At 67.3% G+C, this 19,388-nt stretch carries 22 protein-coding genes and 2 tRNA genes; 10 read left to right on the top strand and 14 right to left on the bottom strand.

What is annotated here, in order from left to right; translation table 11 throughout:
• Window positions 1–28 precede the first annotated feature (28 nt).
• On the top strand, window positions 29–757 hold the full coding sequence (locus Q9G87_RS00470; RefSeq protein ID WP_305914124.1) for an FHA domain-containing protein: 729 nt from the start codon (window positions 29–31) through the stop codon (window positions 755–757).
• 282 nt (window positions 758–1,039) lie between these two features.
• Here Q9G87_RS00470 and pyrE read toward each other — a convergent pair whose 3' ends face one another.
• From pyrE to Q9G87_RS00445, 5 genes are all read right to left on the bottom strand, one after another.
• Window positions 1,040–1,564: an orotate phosphoribosyltransferase gene (gene pyrE / locus Q9G87_RS00465; RefSeq protein WP_305914123.1), complete on the bottom strand. Its 525-nt coding sequence runs from the start codon at window positions 1,562–1,564 to the stop codon at window positions 1,040–1,042.
• A 340-nt stretch (window positions 1,565–1,904) separates the two neighbouring features.
• Window positions 1,905–2,690: a hypothetical protein gene (locus tag Q9G87_RS00460; protein ID WP_305914122.1), complete on the bottom strand. Its 786-nt coding sequence runs from the start codon at window positions 2,688–2,690 to the stop codon at window positions 1,905–1,907.
• Window positions 2,691–2,956: 266 nt separating this feature from the next.
• A complete protein-coding gene (locus Q9G87_RS00455; protein ID WP_305914121.1) occupies window positions 2,957–3,820 on the bottom strand; it encodes a class I SAM-dependent DNA methyltransferase in 864 nt (287 codons plus the stop codon).
• A 237-nt stretch (window positions 3,821–4,057) separates the two neighbouring features.
• A tRNA-Ser gene (locus Q9G87_RS00450) sits at window positions 4,058–4,146 on the bottom strand.
• Window positions 4,147–4,339: 193 nt separating this feature from the next.
• Complete coding sequence (locus Q9G87_RS00445) at window positions 4,340–4,903, bottom strand: YceI family protein (protein ID WP_305914120.1); 564 nt, start codon at window positions 4,901–4,903, stop codon at window positions 4,340–4,342.
• 106 nt (window positions 4,904–5,009) lie between these two features.
• Here Q9G87_RS00445 and Q9G87_RS00440 point away from each other — a divergent pair, with 106 nt between their 5' ends.
• Window positions 5,010–5,618: a MarR family winged helix-turn-helix transcriptional regulator gene (locus Q9G87_RS00440; protein ID WP_305914119.1), complete on the top strand. Its 609-nt coding sequence runs from the start codon at window positions 5,010–5,012 to the stop codon at window positions 5,616–5,618.
• 22 nt (window positions 5,619–5,640) lie between these two features.
• On the opposite strand, the gene Q9G87_RS00435 is transcribed toward Q9G87_RS00440, so the two are convergent.
• A complete protein-coding gene (locus Q9G87_RS00435) occupies window positions 5,641–6,132 on the bottom strand; it encodes a SigE family RNA polymerase sigma factor (protein ID WP_305914118.1) in 492 nt (163 codons plus the stop codon).
• A 216-nt stretch (window positions 6,133–6,348) separates the two neighbouring features.
• Here Q9G87_RS00435 and Q9G87_RS00430 point away from each other — a divergent pair, with 216 nt between their 5' ends.
• Complete coding sequence (locus Q9G87_RS00430) at window positions 6,349–7,296, top strand: hypothetical protein (protein WP_305914117.1); 948 nt, start codon at window positions 6,349–6,351, stop codon at window positions 7,294–7,296.
• A gap of 5 nt (window positions 7,297–7,301) precedes the next feature.
• Window positions 7,302–8,093, top strand: a complete 792-nt coding sequence (locus tag Q9G87_RS00425; RefSeq protein WP_305914116.1) for a MauE/DoxX family redox-associated membrane protein — start codon at window positions 7,302–7,304, stop codon at window positions 8,091–8,093.
• A gap of 112 nt (window positions 8,094–8,205) precedes the next feature.
• Here the strand turns inward: Q9G87_RS00425 and Q9G87_RS00420 are convergent, their stop codons facing one another.
• Window positions 8,206–9,387, bottom strand: a complete 1,182-nt coding sequence (locus Q9G87_RS00420) for an ATP-binding protein (RefSeq protein ID WP_305914115.1) — start codon at window positions 9,385–9,387, stop codon at window positions 8,206–8,208.
• 220 nt (window positions 9,388–9,607) lie between these two features.
• Between Q9G87_RS00420 and Q9G87_RS00415 the strand changes: the two genes are divergently transcribed.
• The 3 genes from Q9G87_RS00415 to Q9G87_RS00405 are packed head-to-tail and all read left to right on the top strand — an operon-like array spanning window position 9,608 to window position 11,788.
• Window positions 9,608–10,093 (top strand): SigE family RNA polymerase sigma factor, encoded by a 486-nt coding sequence (locus Q9G87_RS00415; RefSeq protein WP_305914114.1) that lies wholly within the window; start codon window positions 9,608–9,610, stop codon window positions 10,091–10,093.
• Entirely contained in the window at window positions 10,090–11,319 is a 1,230-nt protein-coding gene (locus tag Q9G87_RS00410; RefSeq protein WP_305914113.1) for a TolB family protein, read from the top strand. The genes Q9G87_RS00415 and Q9G87_RS00410 overlap by 4 nt, the downstream gene beginning before the upstream one ends.
• Before the next feature lie 10 nt (window positions 11,320–11,329).
• Window positions 11,330–11,788: a MaoC family dehydratase gene (locus Q9G87_RS00405; RefSeq protein WP_305914112.1), complete on the top strand. Its 459-nt coding sequence runs from the start codon at window positions 11,330–11,332 to the stop codon at window positions 11,786–11,788.
• An 88-nt stretch (window positions 11,789–11,876) separates the two neighbouring features.
• Here the strand turns inward: Q9G87_RS00405 and Q9G87_RS00400 are convergent, their stop codons facing one another.
• The 7 genes from Q9G87_RS00400 to Q9G87_RS00370 form a co-directional block, all read right to left on the bottom strand.
• Window positions 11,877–12,191, bottom strand: coding sequence for a hypothetical protein (locus tag Q9G87_RS00400; RefSeq protein ID WP_305914111.1), 315 nt, complete (start codon window positions 12,189–12,191; stop codon window positions 11,877–11,879).
• Window positions 12,188–13,705, bottom strand: a complete 1,518-nt coding sequence (locus tag Q9G87_RS00395) for a radical SAM protein (RefSeq protein ID WP_305914110.1) — start codon at window positions 13,703–13,705, stop codon at window positions 12,188–12,190. The genes Q9G87_RS00400 and Q9G87_RS00395 overlap by 4 nt, the downstream gene beginning before the upstream one ends.
• On the bottom strand, window positions 13,702–14,436 hold the full coding sequence (locus Q9G87_RS00390) for a prolipoprotein diacylglyceryl transferase (protein WP_305914109.1): 735 nt from the start codon (window positions 14,434–14,436) through the stop codon (window positions 13,702–13,704). Before Q9G87_RS00390 ends, Q9G87_RS00395 begins: the two co-directional genes overlap by 4 nt.
• Window position 14,437: 1 nt before the next feature.
• On the bottom strand, window positions 14,438–14,815 hold the full coding sequence (locus Q9G87_RS00385; protein WP_305914108.1) for a hypothetical protein: 378 nt from the start codon (window positions 14,813–14,815) through the stop codon (window positions 14,438–14,440).
• Window positions 14,816–14,895: 80 nt separating this feature from the next.
• Window positions 14,896–15,246, bottom strand: coding sequence for a hypothetical protein (locus tag Q9G87_RS00380; RefSeq protein WP_305914107.1), 351 nt, complete (start codon window positions 15,244–15,246; stop codon window positions 14,896–14,898).
• A gap of 18 nt (window positions 15,247–15,264) precedes the next feature.
• A complete protein-coding gene (locus Q9G87_RS00375; RefSeq protein WP_305914106.1) occupies window positions 15,265–15,900 on the bottom strand; it encodes a response regulator in 636 nt (211 codons plus the stop codon).
• Between the two features lie 3 nt (window positions 15,901–15,903).
• Entirely contained in the window at window positions 15,904–17,109 is a 1,206-nt protein-coding gene (locus tag Q9G87_RS00370) for a sensor histidine kinase (RefSeq protein ID WP_305914105.1), read from the bottom strand.
• A 168-nt stretch (window positions 17,110–17,277) separates the two neighbouring features.
• Here Q9G87_RS00370 and Q9G87_RS00365 point away from each other — a divergent pair.
• The 3 genes from Q9G87_RS00365 (at window position 17,278) to Q9G87_RS00355 (ending at window position 19,122) form a co-directional block, all read left to right on the top strand.
• Window positions 17,278–17,350: transfer RNA gene (locus Q9G87_RS00365), tRNA-Arg, on the top strand.
• A gap of 272 nt (window positions 17,351–17,622) precedes the next feature.
• Complete coding sequence (locus Q9G87_RS00360) at window positions 17,623–18,774, top strand: alginate lyase family protein (protein WP_305914104.1); 1,152 nt, start codon at window positions 17,623–17,625, stop codon at window positions 18,772–18,774.
• A gap of 6 nt (window positions 18,775–18,780) precedes the next feature.
• Complete coding sequence (locus Q9G87_RS00355) at window positions 18,781–19,122, top strand: FG-GAP repeat domain-containing protein (RefSeq protein WP_305914103.1); 342 nt, start codon at window positions 18,781–18,783, stop codon at window positions 19,120–19,122.
• The last annotated feature ends 266 nt before the right edge of the window (window positions 19,123–19,388 follow it).

Here is a 19,388-nt window from a genome sequence, read left to right as displayed (position 1 = left end):
TCACCGGCATGCGAGTAGGGTCCCGCCGATGCACAGCACGATCTTGATCCAGATGGCGGCGGCGCCGACCGGCGACCGGCCGTACTCGCTGGAGCTCGCGCCCGGAGAGCAGGCGTTCTTCGGGCGCGGGACTCCCGGCTCCCCAGTGGACATCATGCTCGACGACCCCGCGGTCTCCCGCCGGGCCGGCAAGATCGTCGCAGTGGGCGACTACTGGCTGCTCTCCAACCTCAGTACGTCGAAGACGTACGTCGTGGAGAACCCCGAGGGCGGCGGAGAGTTCGTGAAGGTACCGCCGGGCCGGATGGGCGCGCCGATCCCGTTCGAGTTCTCCCGAGTGTGCCTGCCCGCGGTCGACGGCACGATCTCGTTCCTGGTGTTCGCGCCGCAGCACGTACACGTGCCGTCACCCGACACCGATGGCGGGACGGCCACGCAGGTCGCCTACCCCCTCGACCAGAACGCCAAGTATTTCCGCATCCTGGTGGCACTGTGTGAGCCACGCCTGCGCGACCCGTCGACCTCCCGCATACCGACGATCCCCGAGATCATCGAAAGACTCCCCGACCTGGGGCTGAGCCGGAGCGCCATCGGCTTCCACATCGGTTACCTGGCCGAGAACAAGCTCCATGTCAAAGGCCCGCAGGGCGGCGAGGGCAAGGCCGACTGGCAGCGCCACGCGCTGGTCTCCCTCGCGCTGAAGTTCAACCTGGTGACCAGCGATCACCTGGCCCTGCTGCCGATGCCCGGCCCCTGACCCCGCCCAACCGCCCGCCTCTCTTCATCGCGCCGGCCGAATCGCCGTGAGGAGTTCCGCCGTCGTCACGATGGCGTGTGCGTAGGTCGGCCCGTTCAGCTCGTGGGCCGCGTGCAGCATCTCCTCGCCGAAGGCCGCAATCGCGTCCTGAACTAGGGGGACGCACAGTGCCAGTGACCTCTACTGCACGCCTTCTGCTTCGCCCTGCTAATGGTCGTCCGGTTGGACGGCATGTGCATGGAGCCGATCCCCGAACGAGGAGTTGGTTGTCGGCCCTGTGGATCACCTGATCGCGTGCAGGTCGGTGGCCGTCAACAGTGACGAAAGCCTGATGCCTTCTGCGGCCAGCGCTGCCGCACCTCTCTGTTCGCGGTCGATGACGCACAATGCCTCGCTAATCTGCGCCCCTAGGCCACGAAGATCGGCGGTGGACAAAACAATCTGGCCACCGCTGGTGACGACGTCCTCAACGACCAGAACCCGCCGTCCCGACACATCGGCACCTTCGGCCAGGCGGCAGGTCCCGTACGTCTTGGCCTGCTTGCGTACGAAAGCGCACGGCAAACCGGTATGCCGGCCGAGGGCAGTCACCACCGGGATCCCGCCCATCTCGAGCCCGGCCAACACCTCGATATCCCCCGGGACCAGGGGAGTCATCGCTCGAGCGATGTCATCTAGGAGGACGGGATCGCCCTCGAACTTGTACTTGTCGAAGTACTCGGTGGTGGTACGTCCCGAGCGGAGCACGAAGTGGCCAGTGAGGTGGGATGCGGAATGAATTCTGCGAGCCAGGTCAGAGCGGGTCACGGGCGCCCAGTCTGCCAGGTAGCCGCGATATCTCCGCAAACAGACACCTGACGTGGTCGTGAGAACTCACCCATGTAGCCACAGCCCCGAGCACGGGCAGGATCGGGGGTTGGAACCCCGGATGGGCGGTAGACCCAAACCGCATTGGCAGTCCCTTAAACCTCGTTATGACGTGTTCGTTTCCGTTCGGCCTCATGGCGTTTCAGGAGGTCAAGGGCTACTGCTTGTTTGGTTGGGACTCCGATGGCACGGTGCGGGGTCGTTTGTGCCATCACGGTGCCATCTGGCACAGCGACATGAGGGTGATGTTGGCGGCGCTCGGGACACCTCGGCGGTGGGCTCATTCAGCCTCGACCACGAGCCTCTTGGGAGGGGCGGTGATGTGCACAGGCGTTCCCCAGCCTTTGTAGAGGACGTTCATCCTCACGGTGTCAGCTCTCTGCTCCGCGCCATAGGGCTCGTACACGATCTCGGCTTGGAAACGCCTGGGCAGGTTATCCGGGCCCAACCAGAGCTTCCACTGGACGCGGCCTCCGTCCCAATCTCCTTCTCGCTCGCTGTAGTAGATGCCGGCCTTGCGCGAGCCAATGGAACCGACCTCCACCGAGCCGTCATAGCGGGATGTGCGTACGCCGTCGTAACGGTCCTTGGTGGGCACCTTCTTGGCGCTAGCGGCGATCAGTTGCAGGAATTTCGGGTTAAGAGCGTCCACCAGGTTTTGTGACCAGAGAAAAGCCTCCTTGTCTCGCCAGTGGTTCCATTTCTTGCCCTTGGGCAGGCTGTCCCAGCCGCTTTGGGTGTAGCTATCGCGACCGATGTTGACCACGCGGAAGGGTACCGGGTCATCCTGATCACCTGCTGTGAAAGCCTCCGTCACATCGCTGGCGTAAACACCTGTCCTTGCGGCGAAGCGGTGCTTGCCATGGGCAACCGTGAGGCTGGCGTCCGAGGTCAAGCCTCGGCGGGTGTTCTGAGAGAACAGCACACTACTCTTCTTTGCGAACTCGCCCTTGAGCGCGGATATCACCTGGGCCAGTGAACCGCTGGCCTGTGCGTGTGCCGCGCCTGCCAGAGGTGACGTGAGCAGCAGGGCCAGGACGCCTAGCAGCGCGCATAAGCTTCTCATGGGATCATTTTCGTCGACCGCTGATCTCGACCTTGTCACCGGAGGATTGCAGGCGCGACACCTGGTCGGGTCTCCCTAAATGACCGCCTCGACGGTTTCACGCAAGGGCGACAGCTTTCGTCAGGGTGAAGCTGACGTCTGCTCGTCCACTACTTTGATTGCCCTCGTAATCAGGGCACGGGCGGCTTTGCCGTACACAGCCCAGTTCTGCCAGTTCCGCGCGTCCGAGCCACCGAACCGCACACGCCACACCCCACCTCGTCGCCTCATTTCCGGGGGCGGCGGAGATGCCAGATGATCAGAGCGGGGGTGTCGTGGTACGCGGCCGCGGCCGCCTCGGGGCACCATTGCTGGGCCAGCGGGCCGCCGTGCCCGCCGGGCACCTCGCCCCACCTGGGCTCATGACATGCCTCTATCTCCAGCCCGGCCTCGTGGATCGCGGCGATGTAGTCGCTGGCCAGGAAGCGGCTGGCCGGCATCGCCCGGACGCCCCCGTCCTGCCCGCCCACCTTGGCCACGCCCCCCAGGTACAGCGACAGCACATGAATGTCCGACAGCACGATGTGGCCGCCGGGCCGGGTCACCCGGGCGAACTCGCTCAGCGCCGGCCCGAGAGCCGGCTGGTGGGTCAGGGCCAGCGCACAGACCACCAGGTCGAAGCTCGCAGGCTCGACCGGCATGGCGCGCAGGTCCGCCTGGTGAAACGTGCCGTCCGGCGTCTTGGCCTTGGCCAGGGCGAGCATTTCCGCCGAGGAGTCGACGCCGACGACCTCATGCCCCAATCCTGCCAGGAACGCGGCGTGCCTTCCCGTGCCGCACGCGGCGTCCAGAGCCCGGCCCGGCGGCAGCGTGCTGAGGATGTGCTGAACTCGTGGCTCCTCTGCCACGATCAGTGGGTTGACCTCGGAGTCGTACTGATCGGCCCACTGCGCATATCCCTCCACCGTGGTGGCGCGGCCGACGACCGCGCCCGCGCTCAGCGCCAGGTCCCGATCGGCGGTAAGTCTGCGGATCTCGGCGATCCGCTGCTCCACGAACGCCGCATCACCGAGATCGCCGGCCTGCGTACGCAGCAGCGCCACGCCTTCCAGTGCCAAGAGCCAGGCCAGCGGATGAGCGTAGGACGGCATGGCGGAAACAGTAGGGAACACGGGCGGGCACGAGCCACCCAATTACCCGCCGGCCTGCGGCCCGACCGGAACTACAGAGCGCTACACCCATGTAGCGACGCTCCAGATGAAGGCCGCCAGCGATCGCATGGACCAGGGGGCCTCTGGGACGCCCCGTGACGGGCAACTGCAAACCTGGCGACCACAGAGATCAAAAAAAGGCCCTCTACCGAAGTTCGGTAGAGGGCCTTTCGCCAGCGGAGGATCGGGGATTTGAACCCCGGATGGTGTTGCCACCAAACCGCATTAGCAGTGCGGCGCCATAGACCTGACTAGGCGAATCCTCCCGGAAGCCGTTGTGGCTCAGCACAGCGTACCGGCCTTCTGGCGAGGCGGCAAAGCGATTCCACTCCCCACCTATCCACAGCGTTCACCAAGAGTTATCAACAGGCTGTGGGTAACTGGTTGTGGATGAAGCCCGCCCAGAGCGTGGGCGGGCTTCACGGGCTGTGGATAACCGTAGCCGGACAGAGCATGGGCTCAGGCGGCGGGGTTGGCCTCGCCCTCGATCTCGATCTTGATCTTCTTGCCTACCAGCACGCCGCCGGTCTCCAGGGCCTGGTTCCAGGTCAGGCCGAAGTCCTCGCGGTCGATCTCGGCGCTGATCGAGTAGCCCCACACCTCGGCACCCCACGGGTTCGTGCCCGCGCCGCCGTACTCGACGGTGAGCTCGACCTCCTTGGTGACGTCACGGACGGTGAGGTCGCCGACCACGGTGAACTCGTCGCCGGAGTGGCTGACCACGCGGGCGCTCTTGAAGGTGATCTCCGGGAACTTCTCGACGGACAGGAAGTCGTCGCTGCGCAGGTGGCCGTCGCGGTCGGCGACGCCGGTGTGGATGCTGGCGGTCTTGATCGTGAGCTCGGCGGTGGACTCCAAGGGGTTCTCGGCAATCGTGACCGAGCCACTGAAGTCGCCGAAGTGGCCGCGGACCTTGCTGACCATCATGTGCTTGACCGAGAAGCCGATGGTGGTGTGGGCGGCGTCCAGGTTGTAGGTGCCGGCGGCGGGGATGGCCAGGGCCTCCCAGGTGCGGGTGGTCATGGGGTTCTCCTTATTAGGAAGGTTGCACTGCGGATGTCTGCGGCAACAAATGTCTACACGAGGAATATTCCTCTCGTCAACTATCGTCGGTTAAGGTATGAACGTGATGAACTTTGACGACCCCCGGCTGACGGCTGTCGGGCTGCTGGCGGAAGTGCATGCCGGTCTCATGGCCAGGCTCCAGCCGGCGATCGCGGCGGCGAGGTTGTCGGAGATCGACTTCGAGGCTGTCCTGCGGCTGGCCCGGTCCCCAGGGGAGCAGCTGCGGATGAGTGATCTCGCGGCGCAGACCGGGCTGTCCACGAGTGGCGTGACCCGCGTCGTCGACCGGCTCGAGCGCGAAGGGGTGGTGAGGAGGCGGGCGTGTCCCAGTGACCGCCGAGCGTCCTACGCCGTGCTGACCGATGCCGGGCGCGAGCGGCTGCAGTCCGTGCTGCCACAGCACCTGCAGGACATCGACGACACCTTCACGAGCCTGCTCGACGCGGAGGAGCTGGAGGCGTTTCTGGCTACTTTGCGGAAGATCCGGGATGTGGTGCGGCCCTGCGCCACCGCCGGCGCGGGGGAGGCCGGAGTGGAGGGCGGGGTGGAGGCCTGCGTGGAGGCTCTGACGGCAGGTTCGCCGGACCAAAGGGCCCAAAGGGCCCACGTCCCCGCCCCCACCCCCGCCGAGCGCGAGGTCGCGGTCGACTCGGCTTCTTCCTCCACCTCCTGACCACGCCCAGACCCGAAGCGGATCATCCTCCCAGTCCCAAAGCGGTCCGCAGCTTGGCCATCCCCCGCGACACCGTGCTCTTGACCGTGCCGACGCTGATCCCGAGCTTCCTGGCGATCTCCGGCTCCGTCATGTCCTCGTAATACCGCAGCACGATCGCCGCCCGCATCCGCTCCGGCAGCTCCTCCAGCGCCTGCTCCAGCCGTTCGTGCACCTCCCCCCACACCACGGGGTCGGTGACGATCTCCGGCAGCTCGTCGGAGGGATACTCCTCCAGCTTGCGCCGCCGCCACTGCGAGATGTTGATGTTCACCATCGCCCGCCGCACGTACCCGTCCAGCGCGCCCCGGTCCTCGATGCGCTCCCACGCCAGGTACGTCTTGGTCAGCGCGTTCTGGAGCAAATCCTCCGCGTCCAGCGGGTGCCCGGTGAGCTGGTGAGCGGCGCGCAGCAACGCCGGACCGCGGGTCCTGACGTACTCGCGGAACTCTTCTTCCCAACCGGTGGTCTGCATCGTGGCCAGAATCGCAGCCTCATGCCCTATTAGGCCTGAACCGGAATTCAGGTTTCGGCCCGCCGACGATAAAGGTAAGCCAAGGTCGGTGGCGGATTCTCCGCCGAGGGATGTCAACTCCTTCTCCAGGGGATGCGTATTTTGCTCTCTTCTGCGCCACCCGGCGTGAGCGGTCCCCGAGTCGTGTGAACCTAGTAGCGAGCGAGGGAGGGGCGGATGGGCTATCCGAGCGTCGAGCGCCGCCGGGTGCTCGCCGCGGCCGCGCTCGGCCGCGATCCGGGCATACCAGGTCCTGACCCAGGCGATGGACAACCCATCAACGCGGTCACCGGGGAGGTCCTTGACGTCAGCCCGCATCTCATCATCATCGAGACCCCGGACGGCACGGAGGAGCGACTCGTCATCGCGCCGTGGGCCACCGCCTGGCACGGCGGCGACACCGCACCCGCCGATCTGCCCGTGGGCTCCATGGTCATGATGCGGGCCCTGCGCGACGGGCGCGTGGTCGAGCGGATCTGGGCGGACACCACGCGCATCACCGGGACGATCCTGTCGATCAGCGGGCGCAAGGACCTGACGGTGGAGCTCGACTGCGGGCCGCATCGCGGGCACCGTACGATCGTCATCCCCTACCGGGCGTCGGGCCGGCTGCAGGTGCGACATCCCAAGTTCGAGCCCGGCTACCTGTTCGACGCGATCGGCGTCAGGCGCGACGGCGCAGGATTGGCCCTGCTGCCGGCGACCTCGCAGCCGGCGTACCCGGCGCGGGCCGTGCCGGACCCGCCGCCCGCGTATGCCGGCCTGCAGTCGCGGATCTCGGGCACCGCGACGTGGTCGGACACGTTCGACGAGGAAGAGCGGGGGGCGGCCTATCCCATGCTGGAGCGGGCCGACACGGGCTGCCCGGACGTCGGCGCGTCGTGCGCGGGCCTGCCCTACCTCGCCCTCGGCTCCCTCCTGCAGATCAGGAACGTCTGCTCCAACCGCTCCGCCAACGTGCCGGTGGTGGCGTGCGGGTGCGTGGCCGGGCGGTTCTGCGACCGCTGCGTTGAGTGCGACACCTCGCCACGCGGGCGGATCGCGGAGTTGTCGCCGTTCGCCTATGTGGAACTCGGCGGCGATTTGGTGAAAGGCTGCTTCAACGCTCAGATCGGATTGGGGTGACACGCGTGTTGGAATCGCAGTTGCCGATCCTGATCGTGCTACTCGTCCTGGGCACGGTGGCCAAGGTGAGCACGGCACGATCCGGCGGCGAGCCTGGGGCGCTGTCCAGGCTGGGGCCGGCGGTCCTGGTGCCGGGCCGCATGCAGGCGCCCGCGCTGCTGGTCTGCGCGGCCGGTGAGATGGTGCTGGCCGTCGGGCTGCTGCTGAGCACGCATGCGATCTTCCGGTGGGGTACGCTCGCGTTCTTCGCGCTGTCCACGTACGTGCTGCTGGAGCTGCGCAGACGGCGGCCCGATGCGGGCTGCGGCTGCTTCGGCGAGGTGAGCTCGGCGCCGGTCGGACTGCGCTCGATCGCCCGGACGGTCGTGCTGACCGGGATGGCCTCGCTCTCGCTGTGGGCGCCGGTGACGGGCTGGGTGGCGGTGACCCGGCCGTCGTGGCTGACGGCCGCCGGGCTGCTCGTCCTCGTCGTGTTGTCGCCGGAGATCGAGGAGATGATCGATCGGGTACGCTACCGCGCGCCGTGCGAGCAGCGCCGCGGCCCCGCCGAGTCGGTCACCCTCGCCCTGCTCCGGGCAAGCGGCACCTGGCGGGCTCATCGGGACGAGCTGTCCTCGGCCGAGCCGTACGACAGCTGGCGCGAGCTGTGCTGGCGCTTCTTCGCCTTCCGCAACCACGAGCAGGACGACGTCGTCTTCGCGGTCTATCTCAGCGGGCGGCGCCCGGCGGTGCGGATGGCCGTGGTGAGCGCGCAGGACAGCGGCAGTCTGCCGGAATATACGCCAGTATCGGCCTGACGCTAGAGAGCCGTAGATTTCTCTCGACAACGCAGGCAGGCATGGTCATATAGCTCTATTGGGCTGTCTAGCTTCCCCACTAGACAGCCCAATAGAGGTCTAGGGGCGCCGCTCAGACCGGTTGAGCGCGCAGGAACTTCCCGAAATGCGGCACCGTGAACGCGATCAGCCCACGTTCGGCGCTGTAGATGAGCCCTTTCTTGATGAGGCTGTCACGGGCGGGCGAGAGGCTGGACGGCTTGCGCCCAAGGGCGTCGGCCACGTCAGCAGTGGCGACCGGCTCGTCGCCGATGTGCGCCATGGCGTGCATGTAGTCGCGCTCGGCTGGGGTCGCCCGCTCGTAGCGGCTGCCGAAGAAGCCGACCGCGAGCTCTTCCTCGGCCTCGGGCGCGGAGACCTTGACGTCCTCGATGGTGATCGGGCTGCGTGGCGCGAGGTCCCAGGCGACCTTGCCGTAGGCCTGGACGAAGTAGGGATAGCCGTCGGCCGCCTCGTAGAGCGCATCCAGGGCGTCCTGGGTGAACTCCACCTCCTCCTCCCGGGCCGGCAGGATCAACGCGAGATCGGCCGCGTCCCGGTCGAGCTTGTCGATGCGCGCGTAGCGGAAGAGCCGTTCGGAATAGCTCTTGCTGGCCGACAACACGCTGGGCAGGTGCGGCAGCCCGGCGCCCACCACAATCAGCGGCCCGCCCGTCTGCGACAGCTCGTGACAGGCGGCGCAGAGCGCGGAGACGTCGGCGGCCGGCACGTCCTGCATCTCGTCGATGAACAACGCGATGCCGACGGCCAGGTCGGTGGCCACACTGGCGGCGTCGACGAACAGCTCGGTGAGGTCGATCTCCAGGTCGCCCGAGTCGGCGCGCCCGCGGCTGGCGGGCACCTCGATGCCGGGCGACCAGTGCGAGGTGCCCTTGGCAGCCCCGGGATCGCGCATCGCGAACGCCTTGAGCACGCCGAGAAACTCCTCGATCCGCTCGGGCGCGCGGTGCCGCGGGGCCAGCTCCCTGATCGCCATGTGCAGCGCGGCCGCGACCGGCCGCCTGATCGACTGGTCGGGCCGGGCCTCGATCTTGCCCGTGCCCCACAGCCGCTGCATGGCCATGGACTTGAACGTGTTGAGCAGGACGGTCTTGCCGACGCCCCGAAGACCGGTGACGACCATGCTCCGCTCGGGGCGGCCACGGGCCACACGCTCGAGCACGACCTCGAACTGCTGCAGCTCTCGGTCACGCCCGGCGAGCTCCGGGGGACGCTGTCCGGCTCCGGGGGCGTAAGGGTTTCGCACAGGGTCCACGCTCTCGGACTTTATTGCCGGATATAGCGGCCGTCTTAGATTTGGGAAGAAAGTGCTACGGCGTGTCCGAGCAGGGGCGGGCGCGAGCACCGTCACCGGACACACCCCCTCTCACCAGGCCGAACCCTTGTTCGATTGCGGTACCTAAGACTGTAGCGCGGACTCGAACACCTATGCGATGGTTTCGAGTAAAGATCTTTGCAACAGTGCGGACCCTCTCGTGCGTCTCGGTGATGTGGAGTTCGAGGATTTCGTCCGTGCGCGCGGCACGGCCCTGCTGCGGTACGGCTACGTGCTCTCCGGCAACGCCGATGACGCGGCCGACCTGGTCCAGGAGGCGTTGCTCAAGCTGAGCGGCGCCTGGCGCAGGGTCCGCAACAAGGACAACCCGGAGTCCTACGTGCGCACGATCATGGCCCGCCAGCACATCAGCTGGTGGCGCCGGCGACACAGGGAGCACGTGACGGACGAGGTGCCCGAGGGCTCCTACACCGACGACCACTCCTTCGGCGAGCTGTGGAAGGAACTGGCCACGCTGCCGCGTAAGCAGCGGGTCGTCCTGGTGCTGCGTTACTACGAGGACCTGCCGGACAAGGAGATCGCCGAGATCCTCGGCATCTCCCGCGGCACCGTGAGAAGTCAGGCATTCCACGCGCTCAACGCACTGCGCGTCAAGCCGTCGGTGCTCGAAAGGGAACGGACATGAGGACAGAGGACGAACTGGCAGGCGCGCTGCGAGCGGCTGCCACGCGTGCTCCCGAGGCAGGCGACCTGCTGAAGGCGGTCGCGATGCGCAAGCGCCGCAGGCAGCGGCGGCGCACGCAAGCAATGGCGATCGCGTGCGCGGCGGCGGTGATCGGAGTGGGGCTGGCGACCAGGAGTCTCTTCTCCGGCTGGGCCGCGGATCCCGTGATCGCTCCCCCTTCGAACGTCCTTCCCACCCCCACCAGAACGGTGACGGTCAGCCCCGAAGCCCTTCGCCCGGCCCCGAACGCGATGGCGGCGGACAAGGTCTGGCCCAAGGCGGTCTTCACCATGCCCGCCAAGAATGCCGACGGCTGGCGCTATCGCCCGATCACCTCCCTCAGCGCCACGAAGGTCCTGCTCTCGGCGGAGTCGTCGTTCGAGCGGGCAGGCAAGATCGAGGTGTACGACTCCGCCACCAGGAAGTCCCGCGTGGTCACCGAAGTTCCGAGAACACCGGGGCTGAAGGACTACATACCGCAGACCATGACGACCGACGGCAAGACCATCGCCTGGTTCTCCTTCGGCAGGAAGAACGGCATGAGGCTGCGGGAGATCTGGACGGTTCCGCTGACCGGCGGCAAGCCCAGACTGGTCACCACGCTGACCGGCGAGCGGGCGGAAATCGACGCGATCGCGATCGACGGGGACCGGATCGTCTGGTCGGAGCCGGGCGGCGTCTGGGAGATCCCCATCGCGGGCGGCGTCCCTGAACAGATTCCTGGTGGCGCCGGCCTGCACTTGCTGACCTGGCCCTGGGCTGGTGACGTGGCCGCCGGGCCCGGCACCGGCGACCGCAACCAGACCAAGATGGTCGATCTGTCCTCCGGAACCGCGCTGCAGATCGCCGTACGCCCGGGCACGAAAGGGCTGCGCTGCGGACCGTCCTGGTGCTTCGGGCGGAACCCGAAAGGCGGCTTCGTCCATCGGGTCGACGGCACGGAGACACGCGCGGTGAAGGGTTCCGATTTTGGGCACCGGATGTCGCTGACCCCGATTCTCGACCGGTTCGTCCCGCTCTCCAGCAGCGTGTACGACATCGCAACCGGAAAAATGGCCACCGTCGGCATGGGAAGTTCGTGGATGGGCATCGGCACGTCGTCCGAGCCCAGCACGATCATCTACTGGGAAGGCAGGCCCGGCACGTTCCGGGTGCTCAACTTGGCAGCCGTACCACCCGGGCAATAGCGTTCGCACCATGCGGACCTTCGCGAATGTTCAGGAGCTCAAGGCGGCCGTCGGCGAGACGTTCGGCCCGACCGAGTGGCGCACCGTCACTCAGGAACAGGTCAATCTCTTCGCCGAGGCCACCGACGACCACCAGTGGATCCACGTGGACGTGGAGCGGGCCAAGGAGGGACCGTTCGGCGGGACGATCGCGCACGGCTATCTGACCCTGTCGCTGCTGCCGGCGTTCATGTTCGAGATGGTCAAGGTCGAGGGCATCGCGATGGGCGTCAACTACGGCCTGAACAAGGTCCGCTTTCCCAGGCCGGTGCCCGTGGGCGCGCGGATCAGGGCGGTGGGCGAGCTCACGGACGTCAAGGGCACCCCGGCCGGCTATCTGTCCAATCTGAAGCTGACGGTCGAGATCGAGGGTGAGAGGCGCCCTGCCTGTGTGGCCGAGACCCTGAGCTTGTACGTACCCGCCGAATAACCCGGCGTTTCACGTGCAACAGTGACGACGGTACGGCTGCGTGCTGTCCGGCCATTCCGAGGACGTCGTGGCGCCGGCAATGCGGTGGTCACACGATGATCGCGACGACGGCCACGACGGCGAGAAGCCCGAGGTAGGCCAGCACGAGCCGGGTGTCCCTGAGCAGGCACTTGCTTCGGGTCAGCCCGGCTCGCCGCGCCTTCCAGTAGCCGGCGAACCCGAGCACCGCGAACCCCAGCACCGCCCACGGCCCGAGCAGCCAGGCCAGGACGGCGACGGTCGCGTACACGCACAACCTGAGCGGGTCGTACGGCTGGCCCTTCGCCGGAGTCCCGCTGGAGCGCGGATCGTACGGCTGGCCCTTCGCCGAAGTCTCGCCAGAGCGAGGATCGTCCGCCGTCACGACGTCACCGCCGACAGTCGTTGACGGGAGAGTTGCGGCCAGGCCTGTACGGCGCAGAACGGCGCGCACTGGTCCTGCTCGGCCCGCGTGCCCACGTGCACGCAGCACTGCGTGAGCCGCTCCTCGATCATCGTGGAGATGTCCATGAACGGTTTGATCGTGATGCGTACCACCCGCTCCCCCAGCATCCTGCGCAGTTTCCTGCGCCGGCCCGGGAGCGCTGAGGAGGCGAGGGTGAGGAGGGTGGAGACGCCGAGGTCGCAGTTCTCGCAGATGTTCCGCCACAGGTCGCCGATCTGCGGGTGGGACAGCGACGACTGCTCGGACAGGAGTCCGAGCAGGGATTCCTGTACGGCAAGCCGCAGTTCCTTCGGGATTTCGCTGTCGGCGATGCGGTTGGAGACCAGGCCCAGGTTCTCCTTGAGCCGGTCGTGGCCGATCAGCGCGGTGAGGGAGCGCCACTGCTGGGCGTCGTCGCGGATCAGGTAGCCGACCGAGCAGCAGTGGGGGTGGGAGCAGGGCAGGGCGGTGAGGTCGCGCCAGGTCACCAGGCCACCGGTCTGCGGGCCGAGGCGTTTGAGCACGCCGGTGTGGGTGAGCCGGTTCATCGGGTCGATGGTGCCCGATCGGCCCGAACCGAACTGGGGTTGCAGGGAGACGCCTCCGACGTACGGGGTGTCGAGCGCGAGGCGTACGACGTCGCCGATCTCGCCGTCGTTGACGCCCAGCGCGGCCGTCATGACCAGGGTGGTGAAGATCTCGCGCGCCGACAGGCGCTCGAGGGCCGCGGCCTTGAGCCGGCGCAGGTCGCCGCCTCGGTGGTGCCTCGAGGCGTGCTCGGAGGAGCCGTCGTACTGCAGATAGACCTCCACCCGCTCCCTGTGCTCGGTGAGGAGGTCGAGGAGAGAATCGTCCCTGGCGATGAGGACGCCGTTGGTGTTGATCAGGATGCGGGTGATCGGGCGCTGTTCGAGCTCGGTCAGCAGGGTTTTGAGCTCGGGGTGGAGGGTGGGCTCGCCGCCGCTCAGCATGAGGACGTCGAGGCGGCCGTTCTCCCTTTCGAGACGTTGGTCCACGTTCGCGAGGATGTCGGGGACGGGGACGACGCCGGCGAGGTCAGGGGAACTGTCGGCGAAGCAGGTGGGGCAGCGCAGGTTGCAGGTCTCGGCGATGTCCTCGAGGAGGATGCAGGTGTGCTGGGTCTGCATCTCGGGGAGGCCGTTGAGGTACGCGAGGGGGATCGGAGCAAAGTTTCCCGACAGATCCGGTACGTGGTGCTTGGTCGGGGCGGTCCATTCCTCCAGGTATTTGAGGATTTCTGGGTCTTCGTCGTACAAAGTCCGGATCAGGCCGTGCTCGCGGCAGCCCCGCTCCAGCCATACGCGGCCGTCGCGTTCGGCCAGGTAGCCGCTCAGGCGCTCGACCTTGTCCAGGTCCTGGCCGTGGCAGTGCGGGCAGAACGCGTTGACGTACCTGAGGATGCGGTCGCCCCGCAGACCCATCCCTGTGTTCATGCCATGACCTTCCGCTGGAAAAGGGGATCGTAATAACCGCGCCGCCAGCCGTACGCGAGCCGGAACGCGAGCAGCGGCAACCCGACGAGCAGGAAACACTGTGGCCCGGTCAGGCCGAGCCAGAGCGTGTCGTTGGCTCTGGTGAACTCGACGAGGAAACGGAAGGCGGCATACCCGGCGAGGTAGAGGGTGAGCAGTTCGCCGGGCTGTGTGAGCCGCTTCCGTGCCCACATGAGCGCTGCGAATGCGGCGAGCTGGAAGATGATCTCGTAGATGAACGACGGGTGCATGGCCTGGCCGGCCAGGCAGCCGGGGCATTCGGGGGTCGACGCCGGGGCGTGCACGCCCCAGGGCAGGTCGGTGGGCCGGCCCGGGGCCTCGGTGAGATGGCAGCCGATCCTGCCCACCGCCATGCCGAGCGCCACGGCCGGAGCGAACAGGTCGCCGGTGCGTTCCTTGTAGCCGATGATCTTCTTGGCGGCGAGCACGCCGACGTACGCGCCGGTCAGGCCGCCGAGGATGCTGCGGGAGCCGTACAGCCAGAGGTTCTGGAGGTCCAGCGTCTCCAGCCAGCCGGCCAGGCGCATGCCGATGGCGCCGCCGACCAGGGCGCCGGTGACGGCTATCAGCGACTGCTCGTTGAGGGCGCCGCGTCTTCTGGCCTCCCGTACGAAGACGACGGAGGCCACGAAGACACCCAGGCCGACGAATATCTCGTGAAGGGGAAGCATGTCAGGCGTACAGGCCCGGGTTCAGGCCGGTGCAGATCCCGGCGGACAGGATCGACCACAGCGCCCACCCGATCATGAGCCCTAGGCCGAGGCCCCGGGTCCAGGGTTGGCGGATGATCACGAGGGCTATGCCAGCGCCCAGGCCGACGAGGGCGAGGACCGCCGTACCCGCCACCACGGGGAGGATGTTGGAGCCGTTCGAGCCCATGGCGGCGAAGAAGACGAAGAAGCCGACGATGACGTTGACCACGCTGTAGAGCGCCAGGCCGGCGAACGCGAGCGCGACGACGACGCCGGTGGAGGACCCGCTGGGCGGAGGCGGCGGTGGTCCGTACGGGGGCTGCCAACGGTGGTTCGGGTCGGGCGGCGGCATGCTCATCGGTCGGTTCTCCCCCACGTCGCCATCGGGCTGGAGGCCAGGCTAGGGGCGGGCGATTGCCATCGGATCACAACGTCCATCTACGCGTACAGGCCCGGGTTGAGCCCCGTGCACCAGCCGGCCGTGACGATCGACGTGAGCGCCCAGCCGATCATCAGACCCAGCCCCAGTCCCAGGGACCACGATCTCCGCAGCAGCACGAACACCAACCCCACACCGATGCCGACGAGCGCCAGGAACCCGGCCCCCACCCCGAACGCCACCTCCGACTCGAACGCAAAGGCGACGAAGCCGGTGATCACATTGATGACGAGATAGCCGAAGAACCCGGCGAACGCCAGCCCGACGATCAGCCCCGTACGACGAGGCGGCTCCTGCTGTGGCCCTTGAGGTGGCCCCTGAGGCGGCTCAGGCGGCGGCGGCATGCTCACGTCGCACACATTACGGCGCTAAGTGCCGCCTGAGTAGTAAATCGCCGCCTGTACCCGGCTCTTCAGTCCCAGCTTGTTCAGCACCCGGCTGACATGCGTCTTCGTCGTGGCCTCCGCCATGTCCAGCTCTCTGGCGATCTCGGCGTTGGACATGCCGCGCCCGATGCAGGCCAGCACTTCCCGCTCGCGCGGCGTCAGGCTGTCCGGACCGGCCGCCGGCTCCCGCCGCGACGGCGTCACCTCCCCGGCGAAGGCCGCGATCAACTTCCGCGTGACCGCCGGCGAGATCAGCCCATCACCACGCGCCACCAGCCGGACCGCCTCCACCAGGGACTCGGCGTCGGTGTTCTTCAGCAGGAAACCGGCCGCACCCGCGCGCAGGGCGCCGAAAACGTACTCGTCGACATCGAACGTCGTCAGGATCAGCACATCGCTGATCCCCGCCAGCTCCCTGGTGGCCGAGATGCCGTCGAGGCGTGGCATGCGTACGTCCATCAGCACCACATCGGGCCGGAGCTGCTTGGCCATGGCCACAGCCTGCTCCCCGTCACCCGCCTCGCCGATCACCTCGATGTCCGGCACGCCGCCGAGGATCAAGGCGATCCCGGCCCGGACCGCCGCATGATCGTCGGCGACCAACACCTTGATCGTCACCTGTCACGCACCTTCCTGCCGTACGTCGACCGCAATCGGCCCCGCCCCATTCCCGTGGAAAGTCTGATTGTCAGAGGTAGGCAGCACGGCGAGCACCCGCCACCGGCCCCGCCCCATGCCGTCCTGCCCACCAGGTCCGACATCCAGGGAACCTCCGACCAACGAGGCCCTCTCCCGCATGCCGATCACCCCGGCCCTCGCCCCCGGCAACCGCGCCGCGCCTGCCCCTCCCACGACGTTGTCAACGGTCACCACGACGCGCCCGGCCTCATAGGAGACCACGACGTCAACCGGCGAGTCCCCATGCTTGAGCGCGTTGGTCAACGCCTCCTGCAGAATCCGATAGCCGGCCAGGTCAACGGAGGCAGGCACCTCACGGGCATCCCCGTCGACCCGCAATCCGGCAACGAGCCCCGCCCGCCTGACCCGCTCCACCAAGGTCTCCGCATCGGCCAGCCGCGGCCGAGTGGCCTCAGGCTCCTCCCCCTCCTGCCGCAACAGTCCGATCATGGACCGCATCTCGGCCATCCCCTTGACGCTGTTCTCCCGTACGGACTCCATGACCTTCCGAACCGTCTCCGGATCGAGATCCGTACGAGAGAGCGCAGCCGTGGACTGGATGGCTATCGCGCTGAAGTGATTGGCGATCATGTCATGCAGTTCGCGCGCCATACGCGTACGCTCCGCGGCGATGGCCGCCTGCCGATCGAGCTCCGCCAGATGCGCCACCTGCTCCGCCCGCAGCCGCTCGGCCGCCGCCCGATCTCGCTGCTCCCGCAGCACCAGCGCAGTCGTGACCGGCGTGACCAGCACCAACCCCGCCTGGATCCCCATCACGGCCAGCGCTCGCCAGTCCTGGGCGATGAACCCGGCCACCGCCCCACCCACCACCGCCAGCGTGGCCGTCACCCCGAGCAGCACCCGAGCAAACCGGGCCGGCCCGTAGAGCACGGCCGCGTACAGGTTGTCGGTGAACACGAGCACGGTCCCCAAGGACGGCCCCACGAACCCGTCCACGGTGACCGCGACCACCCCGAGCCCCAGAGACAAGAGCGGCGCCCGCTGCCGCACGAGAACCCCAGCACAAGTGATCGTCAAGGGCAGGACGAGCAGCCACTCGGGCACCCCGCGCTCGACATAGGCGCCACCCGCGATCAGCACCACACCCGCCGCGAAGGCCACCACAGCCCCGAACACGACCCACTTCATGCTCCTATCCCACCACCCCAGCCCCCTGTCGCCCTCCTGCGAGGGACCTGCCTGTGGATACACACTTCGATGTATCCACAGGCGCGGGGGAACCAGCCGCGGGGGCCATGATTGCGTTAACTGGTTCGAGGCACTCCCCAGAACCCGCTATGCTGGCTTACGCAACGAGCGGCCGTAGCTCAATGGATAGAGCATCTGACTACGGATCAGAAGGTTACGGGTTCGACTCCTGTCGGCCGCGCTCATACGAAAGGCCCGCCACCAGGCACATCCTGGAGCGGGCCTTTATGTTTGTCAGGACAATCTCGGGATCTTGCTAACACCTTCACCGTCGCTGTCGGCTGAGCACGTTAGGCCTCCACGATTGCCCGGCGGGGTGTCCAACCGTGCGTACGGCATGCGGCGGTATAGCGGCCGATGTCCACGGCGCGAAAATGTTGACAGCTGAGTCGGAAATGTTGACAGCTGGGTCGGCGGCTGGCTGAATGGACGTCCGCGCCTGGAAGGAAACCCGTGCGTCTCGCTCGCCCTCTCGCCGCCACCATGCTCGTGGCCGCCGCCTTATCCACCCCGCAGCCCGCGCAGGCGGCCGCATTCAAGCATCCCGGCGTCCTGGTCAGCCGTGCTCAGCTCGACTTCGTCAAAGCCAACCTCGGCAAGGAACCGTGGAAGTCTGCCTGGGAAGCCCTGCAACGCAGTTCCTATGCCTCGCTGTCCTACACGGCCAAGCCCCGCGCCGTCGTGGAGTGCGGTATGTATGGGAACCCCGACCACGGCTGCTCGGACGAGCGTGAGGACGCCAATGCGGCCTACACACACGCCCTGCGGTGGTACCTCACCAAGGACTCCCGCTACGCCAAGAAAGCGATCCAGATCATGGACGCCTGGTCGGCCGTGATCACTGAACACACCGGGAGCAACGCGCCGCTCCAGACTGGCTTTGCGGGCGCCAACTTCTCCCGCGCCGCCGAACTCATCAAGCACACCTACACCGGCTGGACCCAGGCCGGCCGGTTCGCCGACAAGCTGCGCACCGTGTACCTCCCGACCGTGATCGCCGGAAAGCCTAACAACCAAGGCAACTGGGAACTGATCATGACCGATGCCGCCATCGGCATCGCCGTGCACCTGGACGACCGCGCCTCCTTCGACCGAGCGGTCACGACCTGGCGCGGCAGGCTGCCCGCCTACATCTACCTCGCGACGGATGGCTCGCTGCCCAAGGCGCCGCCGAACAGCAAGCACGACACCGAAGCCGAGATCATCGACTACTGGCACGGGCAGACCAAGTTCGTGAACGGCCTGGCCCAGGAAACCTGCCGCGACTTCGGGCACACGGGATGGGGCATCGCGGCCATCTCCCACGTCGCAGAGACGGCCCGCCACCAGGGCGTGGACCTGTACGCCGAGGCCAAGCACCGGCTGCGATTCGCGATGGAGTTCCACGCTCGCCTGCAACTGGGCGCGACGGTGCCATCGTGGCTGTGCGGCGGAAAGGTCACCCTCGGCCTCGGGCCGAACCTCGAAGTCGGCTACAACGCGCTGCACCAGCGTCTCGGATACGACATGCCCCAAGCCGAGATGTGGGTGAAGCAGAAGCGCCCGGTCAATGCCTCGCGCTTCCTGGCCTGGGAGACCCTCACCCACGCGAAGAACCCGCGCTAAGCCGCGATGAGTGGATCGGCCACGCCGGACTTCAACTCCGACGGCGTGGCCGACATCTTCTCGGCCGCCACCGGGACGCTGACTGTCTGGAACAGCGAAGGCGGCAACAAGTTCGGCCCGGCCACCGCGATCAGCTCCGGCTGGACGGTCTTGGCTGTTCTACGGAGGCATCGGGCGTACCGATGCCCGCCGAATGTCTACAACGAGGTCTCCGTCTGGTTGAGCTCGGCCAGGGTGATGAGCCCGTCATCGAGGGCACGGCTGACCAGTTCGCTCTTGGTATGGCAACGGCCGGCCGCACACCGCACACCCACGGGCGCCGCCATGTGCGGCGCCAGCGGCTTTTAAGAGGACAGGTCAGTCTAACGACGTGAGCTCTGCCATTGAGCCACGAGACCTCGTCACGAGATGCCCCGGGAGTGGCGCATGCAAGGTTGGTGGGCGAACCTGTTACAGGGCGCGCTCTCTGCGGTCATCGGCGGCATCGTGGCCGCGATCATCGCGTGGGTCGTGGTCGCAGCGACAAGACGCCACGAGAGACAAGCCGCTAACAACGTTGCCTCCAGGCCGCACGCGGCCTGCGGCCGAGCGCAGGGCCGCACTGGCGGCGCGGA

Origin of the sequence: Nonomuraea turcica (genome assembly GCF_030718205.1) — a bacterium.
Taxonomy (GTDB): Bacteria; Actinomycetota; Actinomycetes; order Streptosporangiales; family Streptosporangiaceae; genus Nonomuraea.
Note: the sequence above shows the minus strand (reverse complement) of the source record. Positions and strands in the feature narration are given on the sequence as shown.